This is a genomic window from Sphingomonas paucimobilis NBRC 13935 (genome assembly GCF_000739895.2).
Classification (GTDB): domain Bacteria; phylum Pseudomonadota; class Alphaproteobacteria; order Sphingomonadales; family Sphingomonadaceae; genus Sphingomonas; species Sphingomonas paucimobilis.
The window spans coordinates 277,709-300,047 of record NZ_BBJS01000014.1 but is presented as its reverse complement, the minus strand read 5'-3'; the positions used below and the strand labels follow the sequence as shown (position 1 = coordinate 300,047).

Sequence of the window (22,339 nt, the reverse complement as noted above, 5' to 3'; positions counted from 1 at the left end):
AAAACTAGCGAACGGGCCCGAGGCGTGCGGCGCTACTGGAACTGTCGCTGGACATGTTCTCGCTTTCTGGAACGACGCGGGGGCTCCCGCGCCTATGGGCCATCTGCGCCCGACCCCGCCGATCGTCAACACTCGGGGGGAAAAGTTCCGGGCATCTGACACATTTTTCACGAAGCGACCAAGGGATCCCGGTGCCGGCTCCGTCTGGAAGGCAAAAGCATCCAAAGGGGACTATATTCGTGCATCGCCTGCTTTTCGCCTCGACCGCGACGCTTGCCCTGGTGGCGGGATCGGCGGCCTCGGCCCAGACCGTGATCGATACCAAGCGGACCACCCCCGTCCGGACCGCGACCGTCAATAATGGCGCGGCGGGCGACATCAGCATCACGACGGCGGGCAGCGTGGTGACGACCGGCGGCACCGCCGTTTCCGTCGACAGCAACAACAAGATCGCCAATGCCGGCACGATCCAGATCACCGATGCCAATGACTCCATCGGCATCGGTGCCACCGCAGGGGTGCAGGGCGAGATCACCAACACCGGCAAGATCATCCTCGACGAAAGCTACACCCCGGTCGATCTCGACAAGGACGGCGATCTGGACGGTCCTTTCGCGCAAGGCGCACGTCGCACCGGGATCCGGACGGCCGGAGCTTTTACCGGCGCCATCACCAATGGCGGTGAGATCACCATCGAGGGCAATGATTCCGCCGGTATCTTTCTGGCCGGGCCGCTGACCGGCAATCTCGTCCAGTCGGGCAAGATCAATGTGCTGGGCGATCGCTCGGTTGGCGTCCGGACGGGGGCGGTATCGGGCAGTGTCACGCTGGGTGGCACGATTGTCGCGGTCGGACAGGGCGCGGTGGGTGCGCGGATCGATGGCGATGTCGGCGGTGCGCTGACCATCGAAGGGGCGATCGGGTCGACCGGCTATCGCTACACCACGCCACCGGCCGACATTTCCAAACTCGATCCCGATGATCTGTTGCAGGGCGGATCGGCGCTGATCGTCGGCGGCAATGTCGCAGGCGGGATCACGCTGGGCAATGCCACGGGCAAGGCGGCGGATCTGGTCTCCAACGGTGCGGCACCCGCGATGCAGATCGGCGCGGCCGACCGGGCGATCGTGATCGGGGCCACCGGCGGCGCGACCCCGGCGGCGGGGCTGGTGGTCAATGGCCGTATCTCGGGTGTCGGCGTGTATAGCGGCGTGACCGCCACCGGCCTGGCGATCGGCGGGCTAGGCGGCAATGTCCAGATCGCGCAGGGGGTCGCGGTCGGCGGGACGGTGCAGGCCAATGCCAACGGCGCGGCGGCGACCGCCATCCGCTTCGGCGCCGGAGCCTCCACGCCCGAACTGCGCAACAGCGGCACGATTAGCGCGACCGGCGGCGGCGCATCCGCGACCGGCACCACGGCGGTACTGGTCGATACCGGTGCCAGCCTGCCCACGATCCGCAACAGCGGCAGCATCAAGGCCAGCGCCGCCACGGCATCGGCCACCGCAATCCTCGACCGGACGGGCGGGCTAACGCTCGTCGAGAATAACGGCGCGATCGCGGGCGCAGGCGCCGATTCCTCACGCAGCGTCGCGATCGACCTGTCGGCGAACAGCAGCGGCGCGGTGGTGCGCCAGATCGCCCCGGCCACGGGCGCAGCCGCTCCGACCATCACCGGTGCCATCCGCTTCGGCAGCGGCAATGACCGGCTGGAGATCGGCGCCGGGACCGTGTCGGGCGATGTCAGCTTCGGCACCGGCAACAACCGGTTGGAGATGAGCGGCACCGGCATCTATGCGGGCACCGTAACCTTCGGCACCGGTGCAGACACGCTGGTCATCGGCGACACCGCGCGGTTCGACGGCGTCGCCGATTTCGCCGGGCTAGGTCAGGATACGCTGTCGATCACCGGCAAGGGCGTCTTCGCTGGCCGGCTCGCCAATGCGGGGCATGTCGCGGTGACAGTGGCCAGCGGCGGCGGCACCTTTGCCGCCAATGGCACGACCAATATCGCCTCGCTGACCATGGGCGACCAGTCGATCCTCAGCGTGGCGCTCGACAAGACCAACCCGACGGCCAATCTGATCCAGGTCGGCGGCGCGACGACGATCGGCGCGAATAGCCAGCTGGCGCTGCGGGTCTCGGGCGGGTCGGACGTGACGGGCCGCTATGTCGTCCTGCGCTCGGGCACGCTGACCGGGGCCGACAACCTGTCGCTCGCGCCCTCCGCCATGCCCTTCCTCTACAAGGGCGCGATCGTCGCCAGCCAACCCAATGAGATCGCGGTCGAGGTCAGCCGCAAGGCGAAGACCGAATTAGGGTTGAGCAACGCCGGCGTCAGCGCCTTCGACGCGATCGACGCCGCGATCGGCAGCGATGCCAAGCTCTCCGACTCGATCCGGGGCATCTACGACGGTGCGGCCTTCCGGGGCGCGATCGAGCAGATGCTGCCCAACTATGCCGGCGGCGTGTTCGAGGGCGTGACGCTCGCCTCGCGCACCGCCGCCGCCCAGCTCCGCGAGCCGGCCGGCGAGTTCAGCGAAGAGGGCAAATGGGGCTATTGGCTGAGCCCGCTGGGCTGGGACTCGTCCAAGGGCACGCGTTCGACGCGCAGCTATGACGTGCGCGGCTGGGGCGTCAGCGGCGGGATCGAGCACAAGACCGATGCCGGCAATTTCGGCGCGTCGCTTTCCTACCTGAAGGGGCGCGACAATGAAGGCTCGGCGGTCAACCGCGTCGACCACAGCCAATATGAGCTGGCCGGTTTCTGGCGGGCCCGTTGGGGCGCGCTGGCAGCGCAGGCACGGGCTTCGGCGGCCTTCATCAACTTCGAATCGCAGCGCCAGTTCGACGGCGTTATGGGGTCGGAAGCGGTGCAGCGCCGCGCGACCGCCGACTGGAAGGGGATGCTCTATTCGGGCTCCGGCTCGGTCTCGTACGAACATTGGGTCGGCCAGTTCAATATCCGCCCCATCCTAGCCGTCGACTATTACCGGTTGAACGAGGATGGCTATCGCGAGGCGGGCGGCGGCACCGGTTATGACCTGACCGTGCGTAAGCGGAACAGCGACGAACTGGCGGTGACCGCGAGCGTCGCGGCCGGCATCAATTTCGGAGGCGACAATCGTTACGCCCAATGGAGCCGCCTGGAGGTCGAGGCCGGCCGGCGCGAGCGGGTGGCCGGGGCGCTGGGCCGCACGGTGGCCAGCTTCGGCGACGGCACCCCCTTCATCCTCGATCCCGAAGGGCGCGGCGGCGGCTGGATCGGCCGGGTCCGCGCGATCACCGGGACCAGTGAAATCCGGCTGAGCGGCGAAGTGAATGCCGAACAAAGGCTTGGCAACGTGGCGCTGTCCGCGCGCGCGGCCCTGCAGTTCGCCTTTTAAGGCGAGTTCGCCCGCGTGCATCCCCCCTGTACCGCGCGCGGGCGTTCGGAGCCCCACCCCGTCCTCGGGTGGGGCTCCTTTTCACGGGCGGAGGGTTCGGCTAAACGACCGGCCTTCCGCCCTTTTTGTCCGGTCGATACCATGACGCCCACCGGGATCGAGGCCGTCTTCCTCGCCAATCGCGACAAGCTCGTCCGCTTTCTGGCGGCGCGTGGCGCGGGCGATGCGGCGGAGGATCTGGTCCAGGATCTGTGGGTCAAGATGGCGGGCCGTATGGACGGACCGATCGCCAACCCGCTGGCCTATCTCTACCGCGCCGCCGACATGCTGATGATCGATCGCTATCGATCGCGGCGCCAGGCCGAACGGCGCGATCAGGATTGGGCCGAAGGGCAGGATCAGCAGGAGGCAGGTCCCGAACCGCCCGCCGAGCGCGCCTTGGTCGCCCGCCAGACGGCCGAGCGCGTGGCGGCAACGCTGGCCGCTTTGGGAGAGCGGCCCGCACACGTCTTCCGCCGCGCCCGGGTGGAGGGCATTCCGCAACGCCAGATCGCCGCCGAACTCGGCGTCAGCATCAGCACCGTCGAAAGCGATCTGCGCATGGCGGCCCATGCGCTCGCTGCGCTCAAGGACCAGATCGGATGAGCCAGGACCCGATGAAGAATCCGGACGACGTCGCGCTCGACTGGGTGCTGCGCATGGCCGATCCGGCGCGAGCCGACTGGGATGGTTTTACCGCCTGGCTGGAGGCCGATCCCGACCATGCGGCGCGCTACGATCGCATGGCGGCGGCGCTGCTCGATGCCGAGGAGGCGTTGACGGCGTATCCCGATGTAGCCGTGCCCGAGCCGGTCTCGGCGGAAGCGGAGCCGCCTCGCCGGCGTTCGCTACGCTGGTTTGGCGGTGCTGTCGCGGCGACGCTGGTCGGTGCGGTGGGATTGGGGTTATGGAGCGAGCGGCCGCGACCATACGCCATCGAGACAGCGGCGGGCGAGTTGCGGCGTATTCCCCTGTCGGATGGCAGCGTCATCACGCTAGCTGGTGCCTCGCGAATCATGCTCGATCATGGCGATCCCCGTCGGGCGGTGATCGAACGCGGCGAAGCATTGTTCCAAGTGCGGCATGACGGTCGCCACCCCTTCGCCGTCGATGCGCGGGGGCTGGCGCTGACCGATCTGGGGACCGTCTTCGACGTCCGTCTGGGCACGCGGCAGACCCGGGTCGCTGTGGCCGAAGGCGCGGTGATGGTCGATCCGCGCGGCGCGGCGCTGCGGCTGGATGCGGGGCAGGCGGTGGTCGCGGAAGGCAACCGGCTGATCCGTCAGGCGGTCGCGCCGGATACCGTCGGCGATTGGCAGGACGGACGACTGGCCTATGACGGTGCCGCGCTATCCGAAGTGGCGGAGGATCTGACCCGTTTCCTGGGGCGGCCGGTCACGGTCCGTCCGGCCGTGGCGGCGCAGCCCTTTCGGGGAACGATCGACCTTAATGCCGTGCGGCGCGATCCCAAACTCCTCGCGGCCCTGCTCAACGTCGCGGTGCGGGATGATGGTCAGGCCTGGATGCTGGAACCGCGCAGGTGAAGCTTTCGGGGGGCGTGTTCGGCTTGGGGTTGAGCATCGTCGCGGCGGTACCCGCTGCGGCGGCCGAACGCGTTTCCGTCGATCTGCCAGCCGGAACCGTTGGGGATCAGATCATGGCATTGGGGCGCAGCGCCGGCGCCAGCATCGTCGTGCCCGATGCCGGCCTGTGGCGCCGGCCGGTTCCGGCCTTGCGCGGACGGATGACGGTCGAACAGGCGCTGGCCATGATCGCACGGCGCGCCGAGGCGCGGGCCGAGCGGCTGGGAAGCGCGGGTTGGCGGCTCGCCCCGCACCATGCCGCGCGTCCCGCCGTCATCAGACGCCGCCCGGCTCCCATACCGCCGCCGGAAATCCCTGCCGGCGATGTCATCGTGACCGCCAGCAAGCGCGACACCCTTCGCGATCATTTCGCGGGGCAGGTGGTGCAGGTCGCCGGCGCCGATCTGGAACTGGGCGGGGCGGGGGGCACGTCCAAGCTGGCCGACCGGATGACGGCGGTCGCCTCGACCTATCTGGGCGCGGGCCGTAACAAGCTGTTCATCCGGGGAATCGCGGATTCTAGCTTCACCGGACCGACCCAGGCGACGGTGGGCCAATATTTCGGCGACCTGCGGCTGAGCTACAATGCGCCCGATCCCGATTTGCGGCTGGCCGATCTGGCGGCGGTGGAGGTTTTGGAGGGGCCGCAGGGGACGCTTTATGGGGCGGGATCGCTGGGCGGGCTGATCCGGCTGGTGCCCAATGCGCCCGATCCGACGCGGTTCAGCGGATCGGCGATGCTCGGCGGATCGGCGACGACGCACGGCGCGCCGGGGGCGGATGCGCAGGCGGTGCTCAACCTGCCGGTGATCGCCGATCGGCTGGCGATCCGCGTCGTCGCCGATGCCGCGAGCGAGGGCGGCTATATCGACAAGCCGCTACTGGGCCGTACCGACGTCAATCGCACCCGGATCGAGGGCGGCCGGGCAGCCGCCCGGCTTGATCTGGGCGGCGGATGGAATGTCGAGGCGATCGGCATCGGTCAGCGCATTCGCGGTGCCGACAGCCAATATGCGGATCGTGACGGACCACCGCTCAGCCGTTCGGCGCCGGTGACCGAGGGTTTCTCGGCCGACTTCACACAAGCGCAACTGGTCCTGTCGGGCCGGATCGGCCAGATCCGCTTTCGGTCGAGCAGCGGCGTCACCGCGCACGACCTGATGGAGCGCTATGACGCGACGCCCCCCGGCGGTCCCGTCCAGCTCTTCGCCCAGGCCAATCGCACGCGAATGCAGGCCAATGAGACCCGCGCCTGGTACTCTGCCCCGGACGGATCAGGCTGGCTGGCGGGGTTCAGCTATATTCACAACACCACCCGCCTGACCCGCTTGTTCGGCGAGCCGGGGGCGTTGCTGCCGCGCACTGGCGTCGTCAATGGCGTGGAGGAAGCGACCCTCTATGGCGAGGCCAGCTTTCGCCTGCTGCCCGGCCTGCTGACGACCGGCGGCTTGCGCATCACCCATTCGGTGCTCGATGGCGGCGGCGAGGACCTGCCCTCCGCCTTGTCGCTTCAGGCCGTGCGGCAGTTGCGGGAAGTGACCGCCAGCCGGGCGCAGACCATCCTGCTACCGTCCGCCTCCGCGCTGATCGACCTGACGTCCAAGGCGCAGCTTTTCCTGCGCTATCAACAGGGTTTCCGGCCCGGCGGCCTGACGATCGAAGGGCCGTTGGTCCGGCGCTTTCGCAATGATCGTGTCGCGACGATCGAGGCCGGACTGCGCGCCGGACGGCCGGGCCGCGACCCGCTCGACGCGTCGGTCACGCTGGCACATACCGCCTGGCGCGACATCCAGGCGGATTTCATCGACTCCACCGGCTTGCCCAGCACCGCCAATATCGGGGATGGCCAGCTCTGGACGATCGAGGCGCTGGTCGGCGCGCGACTGTCGGATTCGCTGCGGATCGAGGGCGCGGTGTCGTATAACGACAGCCATATCGATGAGCCCTCCAGCGCCCGCGCTTTTGCCTTGCTGGAGGGAGGCACCGCCGATCCGATGCTGGCGCGGGCAACGATCCTCGCGCGGTTAAGCCAGATCCCCAACATCGCGCGGATCACGGCGCGGACGGGGGCGGTCTATCATCGGACATTGGCGGGCGGGCGCGATCTGCGGATCGATGGGTGGTTGCGCTATGTCGGCGCGTCGCGGCTGGGTGTCGGGCCGGTTCTGGGCGAGCGGCAGGGCAGCTATCTGGATAGCGGATTGACCGCCCGACTGGGTCTGGGCGCGTTCGGGGTGAGTGCCAGCGTCACCAATCTGGCCGATGTCCGCGGCAATCGCTTCGCCCTGGGCACGCCGTTCACCACGGGTCGCGACCAGGTGACGCCGCTGCGCCCGCGCACGCTGCGCCTCGGGCTCGACGCGGCCTTCTGATCAGCGGCGCGGCTTCGCGGCGAACAAGGACAGCGGGATCGCAACCGCCATCGCCTGGTAGCCGGCCATGCTGGGATGGAGATGATCCCCTGAGTCATAAGCGGGGAGCAGGTGATCGGGACGCGCGGGATCGCGCACCGCCTGATCGAAATCGATGACGCCGTCAAACACCCCTGATGTCCGGATGAAGCGGTTGATCGCCTGCCGGTCCGCTTCGGTCTCCGGGCCGGGATGATAATAGTCGTTGCCCTGGAACGGCGTGATGGTGCCACCGATCAGGCGGATGCCATGGGCATGGGCACGCTCCGCGAGTTGGCGATAGGCCATGATGATCTGCGCGACCATCGCCTGGTGCGTGGCCGCATCGGCGGGATGTTCGCGGGTGAGTACGCCCAGATCGTTGACGCCCTCGAGCAGAATGACATGGGTCACGCCGGCCCGGGCGATCACGTCGCGATCGAACCGCGCCATGAGGTTCGGACCCAGCCCGTCGAGCAGCACCCGGTTGCCACCGATCCCGGCATTGACGACCGAAAAGCGCCGTGTCGCTGGGTTCGCCGCCAGCCGACGTGCGAGATCGTCGGGCCAGCGGGTGTTGCTGTTGTCGGTGATGCCATAGCCGTCGGTGATCGAATCGCCGATGGTGACGATCGTCGCGCTCTGTGCGGCGTCGCGAACCTCGATGTCGGACAGGGCCCACCATCCGCCGATCTTCTGCGCCTCGGGTAGGGCGGGGCGCATCGTGGCATCGCCCGCCGCCAGATAGGTCGTTGCCCGCGCGCCCGGATGCCCGGTCGGAACGGTCGCGGCCTCGGGGAAATAGAGGCTGACGGTGACATCGCTGCCCGGCGTAACTGGCAGGGCGATATCGTCCGAATAGAGTTCCGCGCCCGGCGGAATGAGGACGGTCGATGCCCCGTCGAACCGCACGGGCAGGGGCGCGACAACCTCGGAGCGACCCGGCGCGCCCAGGCCGATCGTCGCCGCGCCGATCCGCAGCGGCGTGGTGCCGGCGACATTGGAGAGGCGCAGGCGCAGGGTACGGCCACCGGCCGTCAGATGAACCGTCTGGCGGATCGTGGCGGGCCCGGCCTTGGCCAGCTTGTCGGCATTGGCACCGTCGATCCGCATCTGCGATGATCCCCAGGCCGGAGTCCAGCGGGCGTCGCGCGCAACGGCGCCCCCAGCCATCGTCATCGCCAAGGCCGCCACTGCTGCCGTGAAGCCCCAACGCATCATGCCCGATCCTCTTCCTATCCATCCGTGCTTGCGGCCCGGTGTCTGGTAGCGATATCAGGGTCGCTGCCAAACGAAAACAGCCCGCCGCCTTTGGGTGAGACGGAGCCGGGAGAGACGATGCCTCATTTGCTGATGTCCGCTGCGCTGATCGCCCTTTTGCCCGCTGCGGCCTGGGCCGCGCCCGCTTGCCCCGACCCGGTCATGGCCTGTGACCGCGCGACCCCGGGGGCGTTGTCGCTGCTATCGCCCGGCCGCGCCACGACCGTCGTGGTCGAGGACGGGGACGAGCCGGGTGTTCGCCGCGCCGCGCAGGATCTGGTCACCGATCTGAAGGCAGTGGGTGGCGGCGAAGTCCTGCTGGCGAGCGCGCCGACGGGCGGGGCGACGGTGATCGCGGGTACCCTAGGCCATAGCCAGATGATCGACGCGCTGGCACGGGCAGGCAAGCTCGACGTGAGTGGATTGAAGGACCAGTGGGAGGGCTATGTCGAACAGGTGGTCGACAATCCCGCACCCGGCGTCGCCCGCGCTCTGGTCATCGCGGGAGCGGATCGACGGGGCACCATCTATGGTTTGTACGACATCAGCACGAAGGCCGGAGTCAGCCCTTGGACCTGGTGGGCTGATGTGCCGGCGCAGCGCCATCCGACCCTCTATCTGACCGCCGGGCGCGTCGCCGATCATCCGGTCGTCAAATATCGCGGCATCTTCATCAATGACGAGGAACCGGGCTTCGGTGGCTGGGCGCGGGCCAAGTTCGGCGGCGTCAATCACCTGGCCTATGAGAAGGTCTTTACCCTGCTGCTCCGCTCCAAGGCCAATTTCCTATGGCCGGCCATGTGGGGCAAGTCGCTATGGGAGGATGATCCCGCCTCCGCCCCGCTGGCACAGGAGATGGGCGTGTTGCTCGGCACCTCCCATCACGAACCGATGCAACGCGCGCAGGTCGACTGGAAGCGGCAGGGCGGCGGTGCCTGGGACTACACCCGCAACGCCCCAGCGCTGCGCGCCTTTTGGCGGCAGGGGATCGAGCGGCGCGGCCGGGCCGAGGACCCCGTCACGATCGGGATGCGCGGTGACGGCGACGAACCGATGACCGAGGGGACCGCGATCGACCTGCTTCAGAATATCGTGGCCGATCAACGCAAGATCATCGCCGATGTCACCAGGCGTCCCGCATCGGAGACGCCGCAGGTCTGGGCGCTCTATAAGGAAGTGCAGGATTATTACGACAAGGGGATGCGCGTCCCCGATGACGTGACCCTGCTGTTCGCCGATGACAATTGGGGCAATATCCGCCGCCTGCCGCCGCCCGGCGAGCGGCGGGCCGGCGGCGCGGGCGTCTATTATCATTTCGATTATGTCGGTGATCCGCGTAACTATAAATGGCTCGACACCAATGCCATCCCGCGTGTGTGGCAGCAGATGCGGATGGCCAGCGACTATGGCGCGGATCGGCTGTGGATCGTCAATGTCGGCGACCTGAAGCCGATGGAATATGCGACCAGCTTTTTCCTCGCCATGGCCTGGAACCCGGCCCGCATGGATCTGGCCACGATGCAGGCTTATCCCGCACGCTGGGCGACGCAGCAATTTGGGCCCGCGCAGGGGCCCGCCATCGGGGCTCTGCTGACCCGCTATGGCCAGTTGGCCAGCCGCCGCAAGCCCGAGCTGATTGATGCGACGACCTATGATCTGGCGGGCGGCGAGTGGGCACGGGTGCTGGCGGAGTGGAACACGCTCGACGCCGATGCGCGGCGGATCGAAACGACGCTGCCCGCCGATCAGCGCGATGCCTATTATGAACTGGTGCTCCACCGGGTGGAGGCGATGACGAACCTGCATCGGCTCTATCAGGCCGTCGCGGCCAACCGGGCGGCGGCGAGCGCAGGGGATGCCGCCATGGCGCAGCGGATGGCGTCGGCCGCGCGGGATTATTACGAACGTGATGCCGCGATCCGTCGGCGCTACGAGGTCGAGACGGCCGGCGGCAAATGGCCGAGCATGATGGCGCAGACGCATATCGGCTATACCGGCTGGCAGCAGCCCGATACCAACTCGATGCCCGCGCTGGCGACGGTCGCCAAACCCCTGCCGCTGCCCGCCGCCACATCCAGACCCGCCCGGCGGATCGCCGCCGATAGCGGCCGCGCGGTGGATGGCGCCGGAGTCCGGTGGCAGCGCGTGGCCGGCTTCACTGCGGAAGGTGCGGCGATGATCGCCACGCCCACCACCGCGCCGACCATAGAACGGCCCGGCGGGGCCAGTCCGCATATCGTCTATGACGTCACATGGGACCGCGTCGGGCCGATGACGCTGGGGGTCATTGCCGCGCCGGGTCTAGACGTGCGTGGTGGTGGCAAGCATCGGATCGCGGTGTCGATCGACGATGGGGCGCCGATCATGCTGAACCTGATGGCCGGCGAATCGGTGGAGACGTGGAGCCGCTCGGTAATCGAGAATCGCCGGATTACGACGACGACCCTGCCCGGCATCACGGCGGGACGGCATCGGCTGACCCTATGGCTGGTCGATCCCGAAGTGGTGATCGAGGGCATCACCCTCGACCCCGCCAAGGGGTGAGCTAGCCGCCGCGCAGCATCCGCATCGCCTGAGCCCGGAGCAGGCCGAGATTTTCCGGGTCCTGGCCGAGAACGCCATGCCGCTCTTCGGGCAGATGCGCCAGCGGATGGCCATCAGGGCGAAAGGCATAATGGTCGAACCAGGCGGCCCAGGCGGCGCGTTCGGGCGCGGGTCGCGCAGCGATCGCGCTCATGGCGAGCAGCAGCGTTATAAAGGGTTGGTCGGGGCCGACCGGAAAGGCATCCCACCAGTAATTGACCAGGATGTTGAGCGATCCGCTCGCCTCCACCCGGTGCCACCAGAGCTTGGGCATATAGAGCGCATCCCCCGGCCCCAGATCGACCGTGATCGCGCGCGCGGCCGCATGTTCGAAACGGGGATAGCGCGGATCGCCCGGCTTCGCCTCTGCGGCCAGCGCCACCGGCTGGCCGGCCATGGTGTGATCGATCGGGCCGACATAAAGGTCGCCGATCGCGTCGGGCGGATAAAGGGTGAAGCGCCGCCGTCCCGCCACCACGCAGGCGATATTGTCCATCATGTCGTAATGACAGGCGATGGTCGAGGCATGGCCGATCCACAGCCGTGGAGACACCCCGGACGGTGCGAAGGGCAGGGCATTGTCCTCCGCCAGTCCAGGCAGGAAAATTTCGGTGGGTAGTGACCCGGCATAGATGCTTTCGGTCGCCTCACCCGGCCGTGTGATCCGGGCAATGGCCTCGCCCAGCGGCATCCGCTCACGCCGGAAATTAAAGCCCGCCAGATCGTCGGTATAGGTATAGCGACCGGCAATGGCGGGATCGCCGACAAAGGCTTCGACCGGATGGCCGGCATCGAAACGCGCCAGATAGGCCCGCAGCGCCGCGCCATCCTCGGCCAATTGCGCCATTGGCCAATCGGCCACCGCGCCGCGTATCACGACCGGCTGACAGGGCTCGGCGACCAGCCGCCCGAACGCCGCCGGATCGGTCAGCGCTTCGCGGTCGACCTCGGCGGCCTTCGGACTCACGCCGCCAGTCCGCTCAACCGGTCGTTGCGCCGCCGCGCGAGGAAGGGGACGTGGCGGACCGAATTGGTCTGCGCATAGATCAACTGCATATCGCCGGAGCGGAACAGCGACACGATGACGTCATCGGGCAGGGCGTGGAGCGCATCGAGGCTGATCGTATAAAGCGAATCGAGCCGCAGGCTTTCGCCATTGTCGAACCGGAAACTCAGGTCGATCGGCTCGACCAGATTGTGGGCGAGCAACTGGGCGACGAAGCGCTCCGTCTCGGGCAGGCCCTTGTGCAGCCGGCGCAGCGCGGCCTGGACGCGCTGTAGCATCGGGGTCGGTGCGCCATCGGCGTCGAACACCGGTTCACCTTCGGGTTGGCGAAGCGCCGGATGATCGCGGTCGATCGCGATATTCTCACCCGACACATAAAAGCCCTGCCGCTCCAGATCGGCGGCGCGATAGCCTGTCAGCATATGGTTGGAGCCCAGGCAGAGATTCTCGTCCGGCACCAGACCCATCAGCGCCCCCGGATAGAGGTCGCCCGTCTCCGGATGCCGGGTGAACAGAATGGGATAATGGAGCGAGGCCGACAGGAATTCCTCGGCCACCAGTTGCACAAAATGTCGGGTAGCGTCAGGGGCGGGGGACACGCGCAGGGCGGCGTGCCGAGCGCTATCGAGCAATTCCATTTCGGCCATGATCGTCGGTCCCTTTCGCGTCGCGTCCCCTCTAACCCCGGGCGGATGCGATGCCGGCCGGGGCGACGATATCGGGGTTGTGTCTATTCCCTCCGACCTTCGTCAAGCCCAGCAAATAACGGCAATTCAGTGCTCTGACAAATTGCTTGTTATAGCGCTATCATAGCGCTACCATTGATGCATCATGTGGGCGGTACGGCGGCATAACGCTGGTCGTCTATGAACTATAGAACCGAAGGAGAGGGGAAGATGGTGGCTCGCACTGCTTTCGTGAGCGCATTGATTTCGCGGCGCAGGCTGATGACCGGAGTCTCGCCGTTGATGGCCTTGGCTTTGCTATCGCCGGACGCGGCCTTTGCTCAGACCAGCACCGCTCCCGCCGGCGTACGCCCGGATGTCGCGGTCCAGGCCAACACCACCACCGCCCAGGAAGCGGGCACCCCTCAGAGCCAGGCGACCGATCCTGCTGCACAGGACAACAGCCCGTCTCCGGCCGGCGAGGCGAGCTCGGCCGACATCATCGTCACCGGCCTGCGCAGCTCGCTCCAGCGCAACCTCGACATCAAGCGCACTGCGACCGGTGTCGTCGACGCGATCTCTTCGGAAGACATCGGCAAATTCCCCGACTCCAACGTCGCCGCCTCGCTCCAGCGTCTGCCCGGCGTGTCGATCCAGCGCTCGGGCGCACGTGGCGAGCCGACCGGCATCACCGTTCGCGGCTTTGGTGGCGACTTCAACACCACGCTCTATGACGGCCGCCGCATCTCGACCGCGACTGGTGGTCGCCAGATCGACTTCAGCACCGTCGGCTCGGATTTCATTGGCGGCATCAGCGTCCTGAAGACGCCCGACGTGTCGCTGGCATCCAGCTCGATCGGCGCGACCGTCGACATCCAATTCCCCAAGCCGTTCGACCATCCCGGCTTCCGCGCGGCGGTCAGCGCCTCGGGTTCGTTGCAGGACCGTGCGGGCCATGTCGTGCCGACGCTCGGCGCGCTGGTCAGCGACACCTTCGCCGACGATACGATCGGCATCCTGTCGAGCTTCATCTACACCCGGCGTGATACCGATACCAACCGCGTCTTCGTATCGGGCTGGCCGGGCAACGGCTTCGCCCCCTGCCAGTTGCAGGGCAGCACCGCCACCGTCTGCAATCCGGTCAACTCGGGTAACGACCCCAGCCAGGTTCGCAGCCTGACGGGCTGGTTCCCGCAGCAATATGGCGCGGAACAGCAGCGCGTGCAGGACGAACGTGTCGATGGCCGCATCGCGCTGCAATGGCACCCTTCCGAAGGCGTAATGGTCACGCTGGACAACAACTTCTCGCGCCAGACGCTCAATACCGACGTGTACGGCTTTGGCGTGTGGTTCAGCCAGGAGTCGCTGCGCAACGTCAAGCAGGACGCCAACGGCACAGCGGTCAGTTTCACCCAGGCGGGGTCGCCGACCGACTTCACCAGCGCGCATAACCGCCAGATCCTCCAAACCAACCAGACCGGCCTGAACGTCAAGTGGGACGTGACCGAAAAGCTGACGGTCGAGGCCGACGGCGCCTATGCCAAGAGCTGGCTGAACCCCGGCAATGTCATCGGCAGCCAGAATGGCGACATCGGCTATGGCGGTCGCCTGGGCACCAATCTGGGCTTCAACATCACGGGCGACAGCAACAAGGCGTTCCCGACGATCAGCAATTTCGGCCCGGCCGGCGACGGCGCGCGTTGGGCCGATCCCGCGCTGATCGGCTCGCACGTCACGGTCAATCAGACCCAGCAGAATACCGACGAGCTCAAGCAATTCCGCGGCGTTGCAACGTGGAAGGAAGACAATATCACGCTGAAGCTCGGCGGCCAGTATGTCGAGGACAATTTCCAGCTGTTGAACCGCAGCACCTTCACTAACAATTTCTGGCAGGCCTATTCGGGCTACGGCGCGCCATCGGGTCAGGGTGGTGGCGTGTCGCCGCTGCCGTCCAGCCTCTACCAGGGTTCGATCAGCCTCGACAAATTCATCCCCGGCTTCGCGGGTGGCCTGCCGCCGTCCGTCCTGATTTACAGTCCGCAGGCCTACCAAGCTTATCTGTCGAGCTTGGGCAATCCCTATGCCCAGACGATTCCGGGCTTCAACTATCCGGCGCCCGACGATACGTCGAATGGGCTGCGGAATTTCCGTGGTCAGTTCACCGAGGCGGTCGATCCGGCGAGCATCCTGACGGTCAACGAAAAGACGCTTTCCTTCTTCCTCAGCTCGGCGATGGAAGGCCGGATCGGCGAGATGCCGCTGCATGTCGCGTTCGGCGTCCGTACCGAGAATACCCGTCTGCGCTCGATCGGGCAGGGGCGTCAGCCGACGTCGATCACGCGCAGCACGACCGACCCGTCGCTGCTGACCATCGGCTTCTCCGACACGCAGCCGGTGGCACGCCGCAACAGCTACACCTATGTGCTGCCCTCGGTCGACGCGCGACTGGAAGTGACCGACAATCTGCAGTTGCGCTTCGACGCATCGCGCACGCTGACTCGTCCGGGCCTCAACCTGCTGAACCCGGTGCTGAACGTCGGTATCGGCCAGCGTGTCGGTGCGCTGTCGGGCAGCGGTGGCAACCCCAATCTGCAGCCTTATCTGGCCGACAATTTCGACGTCGCGGCCGAATGGTATTATCAGCGCAATTCGTACCTCGCGGTCGACTTCTTCCTGAAGAACGTCAGCAACTTCATCGTCGGCGGCGTGACGCGGCAAACGGTGAACGGCGTGATCGATCCGACCACGGGCCAGCCGGCGAGCTTCGCCATCTCGGCGCAGGTCAACGGTCCGGACGCGACAGTGCGCGGTGTCGAAATCGCCTGGCAGCAGGTGTTCGGCGACAGCGGCTTCGGCTTCCAGGCGAATGCGACGCTGGTCGATACCAACAAGCCCTATGATGCGACCAACATCTCGCAGACGGGCTTCGCGGTCACGGGTCTGGCCAATTCGGCCAATTTCGTCGGCTTCTACGACAAGAACGGCTTCCAGATCCGCACGGCACTCAACTGGCGTGACGAGTATCTGGCGGGCTTCGGCCAAAACCAGAATACCGGGGCGTACGGCGCCGAGCCGACCTTCGTGAACCAGAGCTTCCAGGTCGATCTGACCAGCAGCTATGACGTCACCAAGGACTTCTCGATCTTTGGCGAAATCCTGAACCTCAACAATAACAAGCAGAGCACGCATGGCCGGTTCAAGAACCAGCTGCTCGACGTGTTCGACTATGGCCGGCGCTTCACGCTCGGCGCGCGCTATCGCTTCTGATGATAGCATGATGCGGGGATGTCGGGCTTCGGCTTGACATCCCCGTTCTCTTTTGGACCTTCTCGACCATGGTTCAGCCCGTTCAGAATATCGTGATCGTCGGTGGCGGCACCGCTGGCTGGCTGACGGCCGGCGTCATCGCCGCGCGGCATCAGGGGCGGCGGCCGCACGGCTTTACCGTGACGTTGGTCGAGTCCCCGAACGTGCCGATCATCGGGGTGGGCGAGGGGACCTGGCCGACGCTGCGCACCACTCTGCGAAAGATGGGCGTGTCGGAGACCGCATTCTTCCGCGAGTGCGATGCGTCGTTCAAACAGGGTGCGCGCTTCAATCGCTGGACGACGGGCGCGGCCGATGACGGCTATTACCACCCGCTGATGCTGCCGCAGAGTTTCGGCCAGGTGAACCTGGCCACCCATTGGCTGGCGGCAAGCGAGGCGACCAGCTTCTGCGACGCGGTGACGCCGCAGGGGCGGATTTGCGACGCCGGCCTCGCACCTAAGACGATCGCGACGCCCGAATATGAGGCGCTGGCCAACTACGCCTATCATCTGGATGCCGGCAAATTCGCCGATTTCCTGCGCCGCCATTGCTGCGAGACGCTGGGCGTGCGGCATGTGCTCGCCGATGTCGAAGAGGTGCTGCTGAGCGAGCAGGGCGACATCCGCGCGGTCCGCACGGCGCAGGCGGGGGAAGTGACCGGCGACCTGTTCGTCGACTGCACCGGTTTCCGCTCGCTCCTGCTCGGCGAGGCGATGGAGGTGCCATTCAAGCCGCTGGGCGATGTGCTGTTCTGCGACACCGCGCTCGCCATCCAAGTGCCCTATGATGATCCCGAGGCGCCGATCGCCTCGCACACCATCTCGACGGCGCAGTCGTCGGGTTGGATCTGGGATATCGGCCTGCCGACCCGGCGCGGGGTGGGGCATGTCTTTTCCAGCAGCCATATCGGCCGCGACGAGGCTGAGCGTGAACTGCGCGTCTATCTGGGCGAGGTGGGGCGTGATCTGCCGGTGCGCGAGTTGAAGATCCGGGCGGGACATCGGACGCGCTTCTGGGAACGGAACTGCGTCGCCGTTGGGCTGGCGGCGGGGTTCTTGGAACCGCTCGAAGCCTCGGCCATCGTGCTGATCGAGCTATCGGCCAAGCTGATCGCAGAACAGATGCCGGCGTGCCGCGAGGTGATGGACACGGTCGCCAAGCGGTTCAACGACACGACGCTGTATCGCTGGGGCCGGATCGTCGATTTCCTGAAACTCCATTATGCGCTGACCCAGCGGACCGATAGCGACTTCTGGCGGGATAACTGCCGCCCGGAGACGATGCCCGATCGTTTGCAGGAACTGATGACGCTGTGGCGTTACCAAGCGCCGTGGATGCACGATGAATTCGACCGGGTGGAGGAGGTTTTCCCTTCGGCCAGCTATCAATATGTCCTCTACGGCATGGGCCAGCGCACCGAGATCGCCCCCGGCAGCCTGGAGGCGGAAGCCATCGTCGCCGAGCGTGCGCGCCGTGAGAACGACGTGCAGACCGGGCGGATGCTTGCCGGCCTGCCGCGCCACCGTGATCTGATCCGCAAGATCGTCGAGCGGGGGTTGCCGACGATCTAGGCGCTGAGGGCGGCGCGTGGCCTTCGACTTCGCTCAGGCTGAACGGAGGTTGGGATCTTTGGCCTTCATTACTCCGCTCCGTTCAGCCTGAGCGAAGTCGAAGGCCAAGGGAAGAGCGTCGACTTCGCCCGGCGGGCTTACCGCCCTGACAGCGTGAAGCTGTCAATATCCATCCACCCACCCTTGGCGCCGGGATTGTAGCAGAACAGCGCATATTGCTGCCCCTGGAACGTGCCCGTCCGCCAGTCGAAGGCGAGCGGGAAATCGCCGCCCAGCGTCCGCCAGTCGCGCCCGTCGACGCTATAGGCGACGCTGCCCCGATCGGTCTTGAAATCCATGTCGGTGCGCAGAAACAGCCGCTTGGCGGTGATCGGCTGGGCATCGACGCGGACTTCGGTCTTCTGGGTGTCGGCCATATCCTCGACTACGCGCATGGTGAGCGTCAGTCGACCATCGCGTCCCCGGCCGACCGCGATATGGCCGTTATATTTGCCGAAGGTGCCGAAGCCGCACTGGTCGCCGACGGCGATATGCGATGGGTCGATCGCCACGATCCCCCGGCTGAACGGTCCCTGCCCCTTTTGCAGCAGGGTGTTGCGCGCGCTCCAAAGGGCGGGGGCCTCGCCCGCGCGCAGTCGCATCCAGCCCGGCCGCTCGGTCAGCGACCAGCGATCGTCCAGCGGATTGTGGTTCCATTGCCATTGGAGGCCGAGCTCGGGCTTGGCGAAATCGTCCGAGGCGGGGAGCAGGCTGGCCGGTTGGCCCTGGATCGGTTTGGTCGCACTGGCGGGCACGCGGCCCGGCGCGTCGGGCGTGCCCCAGACGGGCCAGCCATCCTTCCAGAAGACCGGGCTGATATTGGTCATCCGTCCGACCGCGCCGGCATCGATCATCACGAAGCTATAGTCGCGTCCATCGGGCAGATCGACGATCGCGCCCTGATGGCCGCCGGTCTTGTCGTCGATCTGGTCGTGCGTTTCCCATGGGCCGAACAGGCTCTTGGCGCGCGAGACGGTCATGCCCAGCCGCCGAGGGATGGCGTTGAACATGTAATAATAGTAGCCGCGCTTGACGAGCTTCGAGCCTTCCGCGCCCTTGTTGTAATAGACGACGCGCTTGTCCGTCACGGTGCGCAGGTCGCGGTCCAGGCTGAGCAGCGTGTTGGTGCCGTCCGACCCGACCGAGGTCATGATATAGGCGCTGCCGTCGGTGTCGAAGAACAGGCCCGGGTCGAAGGCTTCCTCGCTGATCCGGTTCATCGCCCAAGGGCCGCGAATATCCTTCGAGCGATAGATGCGCGTGTTCTCGCCCACCGGCGTGACGGCGATGTAGAAGGTGCCATCGCGGTAGCGCAGGCTGGGGGCGAAAATGCCTTTACGGTAGGCGCCACCGTTTTTCAGATCATATTCCGGCAGCCCTTCCAGCCGATCGATGACATGGCCGACGAAGCGCCAGTTCACCAGATCGCGCGAGGTCATGATCGTCAGACCCGGCACATTGGCGAAGGTCGTAGTGATGAAATAGAAATCGCGACCCACCCGGATGATGTCGGGGTCGGGATAGTCGGCATAGAGCGGCGGGTTGGCATAGGTGCCGTCACCGCGATCCGACTGCCAGGCCTGCGCGCCTGCGATCGCGGGGATGAGGGCGAGCAGCGCGAACGAGAAGGACCGCCACCTCATTGCGGGGTATATGCATAGGGGCCGATGACCGTGCCGACGAAGCCGCCCGCCCTTGCCGTGCTGAGGAACCGCACGTCCAGATCGGACTTCAGCGTCGCGCTCTTGCCGCCCGCCCGATAGTCGAACGTCATCGCGCCGCCCTTGGCATGGATGGTCAGCGTGACCGGGCCCTTCGCCGTGACCGGTGCGGAGGCGATGAGCGTTTCAAGCGCGGCTTCGTCGCGCGTGTTCTTGCCCTCGCGGACGTGGAGCGCGATCCGCGGCTGGCCATCGATGCGGGTCAGCCCGAAGAACAGATAAGCATAGTCGTTCTGGATCGCGGCAAGTCCGGCCCGCGCGCCATCCTTGGCGGGGGTGAAGTCCACCGTCGTCGAGACATCCGCCACCGCATGTTGTTGCCGCCGCCCGACAAAGGCCGGCACACCATTCCGATCGCCCAGCGCCGCGCCACCATCCAGCGACAGGCGGCCGTTCGCCACGCGGTAGAAGGGGGTCTTGGGCGTGCGGATGCCGATCCATTGCATCGCGAGCCGGTTGCCGTCGAACGGGTCGACATAGCCGAAATCGCCGCTGGTCGGCAGCTTGGGCGCCGGGCTCGCGGGCAGGTTCGGCTTGGCATGGGTCCAGGGCACGGTCTTGCCGCGCTCCAGGATCATCAGCCAGCCATCCTTCCATGTCACGGGCAGCAGGAAGGTCTCACGCCCGATATTGTAGAAATCCTCGGCATAGGGGCGCGTCGCCAGGAAGGTCGCCCACCAGTCGCCATTCTGCGTCTGGATCAGCTCGGCATGGCCCGCCGCGCTGATCGGATGCGGGCGGTTCGCATCGAGATCGCGCTGGGTCAGGATCGGATTGCCGGCAAAGGGCACGAACGGCCCCCGCAGCGCCTTGGAGCGAAAGACGACCTGCGAATGGTCGACGCTGGTCCCGCCCTCAGCGGCCGTCAGATAATACCAGCCATCCTTCTTGAAGATATGCGGCCCCTCGATCCAGACGGGCTTCTTCGACAGATCGACGCCGCCATTGATCAGCTGCGTGCTCTCGCCGACCATCTTGCCGGCGCGCCAGTCATATTCCTGGACCCAGATGGCGCGGTGGCCATCATAGCGCGGCGGCTCGGCGGGGGCGCGGTTGTTGACGATATAGGCGCGGTCGCCCTCCCAATAGATGGAGGGATCGATCCCTTCGAAGGGCAGCCAGATCGGGTCGGACCAGGGGCCCGCCGGGTTCTTGGCGGTGATGACGAAATTGCCCCGGCACTGGACGCAGGTGTTGACGATGTAGAAGGTGCCGTCGTGATAGCTGATATCGGGCGCGAACACCGCCTCCGAGATCGCGCGACCGCTGAAGTCGAGCTGCCCCGGCCGGTCGATCGCGTTGCCGATCTGGGTCCAGTTCACGAGATCGGTCGAGTGGAAGATCGGCAGGCCCGGAAAATGGGCGAAGGACGAGTTGACGAGATAATAGTCCTTGCCGACCCGCGTGACCGACGGATCGGGATAATAGCCCGAGACGATCGGGTTCAGATATTCGCCCGGACCCGGCTTGACCTGCTCCAGCGAGCGCCCCTGATAGCGGAAATCGTCGAACTGCGCGACCTGGGCGGCGGCGGGCCCCGCCAGGCCCAGCGCCAGGGCAAGCAGCGTGAAGCGACGGCGGATCATGCGATACCCTTTCGGACTGGGGCCGCACGCAGGGCGTCGGCGATGGCGGCGCGCAGTGGCTTGGGATGCAGATCGTCGTCATAGGGCAGGGGGCGCTGGGGGGCGCCGTCCGTGCGGGGGGCGAAACCCTGCAACCAGCTATGCTTGTCCCACAGGCCCCAGCACAGGAACTGGTCTAGCTGCGGATAGGCGAACATGCGGTCGAGATAGTCGCGCGCGACGGCGGCGACCTGCGCGTCGCGGCGTACGGGATCGGCCGGGAGTTCACGATCGTTGATGTCGAACTCGGTGATCAGCAGGCGATAGCCCATCGCCACCACCGCATCGAGGAACTGCTTCCACTCGGCGCGCTGGGCACGCGAATGGCTGCCGTCATTGCCCAGATGACTCTGGATACCGAGCGCATCGACCGGCACCTTCTCGCGCCGGAACCGCTCCAGCAGGCGGAGGACGCCGGCGCGGTGTTTCTCGTTGCCGATCTCCCACGACATATAGTCGTTGTAGACTCGCTGGGCATGCGGGGCATGCTCGCGCGCCGCCTCATAGGCGATCTTCAGCGCGTCGAAGCCCAGCGCCTGGGTGAAGACGGTGTCGCGGATCTCGCCCGTCTTGGGATCGATCGTCTCGTTGACCACGTCCCAGGAATAGATTTGATCGCCGAAATGCCCGGCCACGCTGGCGATGTAGGCGCGCAGCCATTTTTCGGCGCCGGTCGCGCGCACGCGCTCGGCCAGCGCGGGCGAGATATATTTGCCGTAGTTCCACAGCAACGTATGCCCGCGCAGCTTCATCTTGTGGTCGCGGGCATAGGCGGCGATCGCGTCGGCAGGCCCGAAATTCAGGGCGTTCGGGTCGTTGCCGAGCACATAGACCTTCATCTCGTTCTCAGGCACCACGACGGCGCATTCGCGCGCGACGATCGCGCCATAGGCCGGATCGTGGATCGGCGAGGACCGACCGGCATTGATCGCGGTTCCGAACAAGATGCCCTTGGCCGCCGCCAGATCGCGCAGCGGAACATCACTTTGCGCCACCAATCGCGACGGGAGCGCTCCCATCATCAGGCCGCCGGTCATCCCGACAAGCTGTTGCCGACGGGTCATCGTCGGGCCTTGCCCCTTGGGTTTCATCACCCTCTCCTTGTGCTTTGCAACGACATTTGCATGGCGCCGCGCAAACGGCAAGGCCATGGCGAAGCGGG

The 22,339-nt window shown here is 66.4% G+C and carries 13 protein-coding genes; 7 read left to right on the top strand and 6 right to left on the bottom strand.

Annotated features, from left to right (window positions below; genetic code table 11):
* Positions 1–239: 239 nt before the first annotated feature.
* The 4 genes from SP6_RS06000 (at position 240) to SP6_RS05985 (ending at position 7,380) form a co-directional block, all read left to right on the top strand.
* Positions 240–3,386, top strand: a complete 3,147-nt coding sequence (locus tag SP6_RS06000) for an autotransporter outer membrane beta-barrel domain-containing protein (protein WP_007403512.1) — start codon at positions 240–242, stop codon at positions 3,384–3,386.
* A gap of 141 nt (positions 3,387–3,527) precedes the next feature.
* Entirely contained in the window at positions 3,528–4,031 is a 504-nt protein-coding gene (locus tag SP6_RS05995; RefSeq protein ID WP_007403558.1) for an RNA polymerase sigma factor, read from the top strand.
* The gene (locus SP6_RS05990; RefSeq protein WP_007403539.1) at positions 4,028–4,969 is read left to right on the top strand and encodes a FecR family protein; all 942 of its coding nucleotides are present in this window, start codon (positions 4,028–4,030) and stop codon (positions 4,967–4,969) included. The genes SP6_RS05995 and SP6_RS05990 overlap by 4 nt, the downstream gene beginning before the upstream one ends.
* A complete protein-coding gene (locus SP6_RS05985; protein ID WP_042468662.1) occupies positions 4,966–7,380 on the top strand; it encodes a TonB-dependent receptor in 2,415 nt (804 codons plus the stop codon). The genes SP6_RS05990 and SP6_RS05985 overlap by 4 nt, the downstream gene beginning before the upstream one ends.
* Here the strand turns inward: SP6_RS05985 and SP6_RS05980 are convergent, their stop codons facing one another.
* Positions 7,381–8,619, bottom strand: coding sequence for an SGNH/GDSL hydrolase family protein (locus SP6_RS05980; protein WP_113667782.1), 1,239 nt, complete (start codon positions 8,617–8,619; stop codon positions 7,381–7,383).
* Positions 8,620–8,736: 117 nt separating this feature from the next.
* Between SP6_RS05980 and SP6_RS05975 the strand changes: the two genes are divergently transcribed.
* Positions 8,737–11,202: a glycosyl hydrolase 115 family protein gene (locus SP6_RS05975; RefSeq protein WP_007403327.1), complete on the top strand. Its 2,466-nt coding sequence runs from the start codon at positions 8,737–8,739 to the stop codon at positions 11,200–11,202.
* Between the two features lies 1 nt (position 11,203).
* Here the strand turns inward: SP6_RS05975 and SP6_RS05970 are convergent, their stop codons facing one another.
* On the bottom strand, positions 11,204–12,208 hold the full coding sequence (locus tag SP6_RS05970; protein ID WP_037567477.1) for a cupin-like domain-containing protein: 1,005 nt from the start codon (positions 12,206–12,208) through the stop codon (positions 11,204–11,206).
* Positions 12,205–12,894 carry a SapC family protein gene (locus tag SP6_RS05965; protein ID WP_037567479.1) on the bottom strand — a complete coding sequence of 230 codons (690 nt, stop codon included), beginning with the start codon at positions 12,892–12,894 and terminating at the stop codon, positions 12,205–12,207. Before SP6_RS05965 ends, SP6_RS05970 begins: the two co-directional genes overlap by 4 nt.
* A 249-nt stretch (positions 12,895–13,143) precedes the next feature.
* Here SP6_RS05965 and SP6_RS05960 point away from each other — a divergent pair, with 249 nt between their 5' ends.
* Both SP6_RS05960 and SP6_RS05955 read left to right on the top strand, forming a co-directional pair.
* Complete coding sequence (locus tag SP6_RS05960; RefSeq protein ID WP_007403369.1) at positions 13,144–16,179, top strand: TonB-dependent receptor; 3,036 nt, start codon at positions 13,144–13,146, stop codon at positions 16,177–16,179.
* Positions 16,180–16,247: 68 nt separating this feature from the next.
* Positions 16,248–17,792: a tryptophan halogenase family protein gene (locus tag SP6_RS05955; protein ID WP_007403285.1), complete on the top strand. Its 1,545-nt coding sequence runs from the start codon at positions 16,248–16,250 to the stop codon at positions 17,790–17,792.
* 137 nt (positions 17,793–17,929) lie between these two features.
* On the opposite strand, the gene SP6_RS05950 is transcribed toward SP6_RS05955, so the two are convergent.
* From SP6_RS05950 to SP6_RS05940, 3 genes are read right to left on the bottom strand one after another with little or no spacing between them, the layout of a single operon-like run.
* Entirely contained in the window at positions 17,930–19,474 is a 1,545-nt protein-coding gene (locus SP6_RS05950) for a glycoside hydrolase family 43 protein (protein WP_042468660.1), read from the bottom strand.
* Positions 19,471–21,138, bottom strand: a complete 1,668-nt coding sequence (locus SP6_RS05945) for a glycoside hydrolase family 43 protein (RefSeq protein WP_007403216.1) — start codon at positions 21,136–21,138, stop codon at positions 19,471–19,473. Before SP6_RS05945 ends, SP6_RS05950 begins: the two co-directional genes overlap by 4 nt.
* Positions 21,135–22,268: an endo-1,4-beta-xylanase gene (locus SP6_RS05940; RefSeq protein ID WP_007403621.1), complete on the bottom strand. Its 1,134-nt coding sequence runs from the start codon at positions 22,266–22,268 to the stop codon at positions 21,135–21,137. The genes SP6_RS05945 and SP6_RS05940 overlap by 4 nt, the downstream gene beginning before the upstream one ends.
* Positions 22,269–22,339 lie beyond the last annotated feature (71 nt).

Coding starts and splice junctions, on each gene's coding strand:
- SP6_RS05995 (WP_007403558.1), top strand. CDS start 3,528: ATGACGCCCACCGGGATCGAGGCCGTCTTCCTCGCCAATCGCGACAAG.
- SP6_RS05990 (WP_007403539.1), top strand. CDS start 4,028: ATGAGCCAGGACCCGATGAAGAATCCGGACGACGTCGCGCTCGACTGG.
- SP6_RS05980 (WP_113667782.1), bottom strand. CDS start 8,619: ATGATGCGTTGGGGCTTCACGGCAGCAGTGGCGGCCTTGGCGATGACG.
- SP6_RS05975 (WP_007403327.1), top strand. CDS start 8,737: ATGCCTCATTTGCTGATGTCCGCTGCGCTGATCGCCCTTTTGCCCGCT.
- SP6_RS05965 (WP_037567479.1), bottom strand. CDS start 12,894: ATGGCCGAAATGGAATTGCTCGATAGCGCTCGGCACGCCGCCCTGCGC.
- SP6_RS05960 (WP_007403369.1), top strand. CDS start 13,144: ATGGTGGCTCGCACTGCTTTCGTGAGCGCATTGATTTCGCGGCGCAGG.
- SP6_RS05955 (WP_007403285.1), top strand. CDS start 16,248: ATGGTTCAGCCCGTTCAGAATATCGTGATCGTCGGTGGCGGCACCGCT.
- SP6_RS05950 (WP_042468660.1), bottom strand. CDS start 19,474: ATGAGGTGGCGGTCCTTCTCGTTCGCGCTGCTCGCCCTCATCCCCGCG.
- SP6_RS05945 (WP_007403216.1), bottom strand. CDS start 21,138: ATGATCCGCCGTCGCTTCACGCTGCTTGCCCTGGCGCTGGGCCTGGCG.
- SP6_RS05940 (WP_007403621.1), bottom strand. CDS start 22,268: ATGAAACCCAAGGGGCAAGGCCCGACGATGACCCGTCGGCAACAGCTT.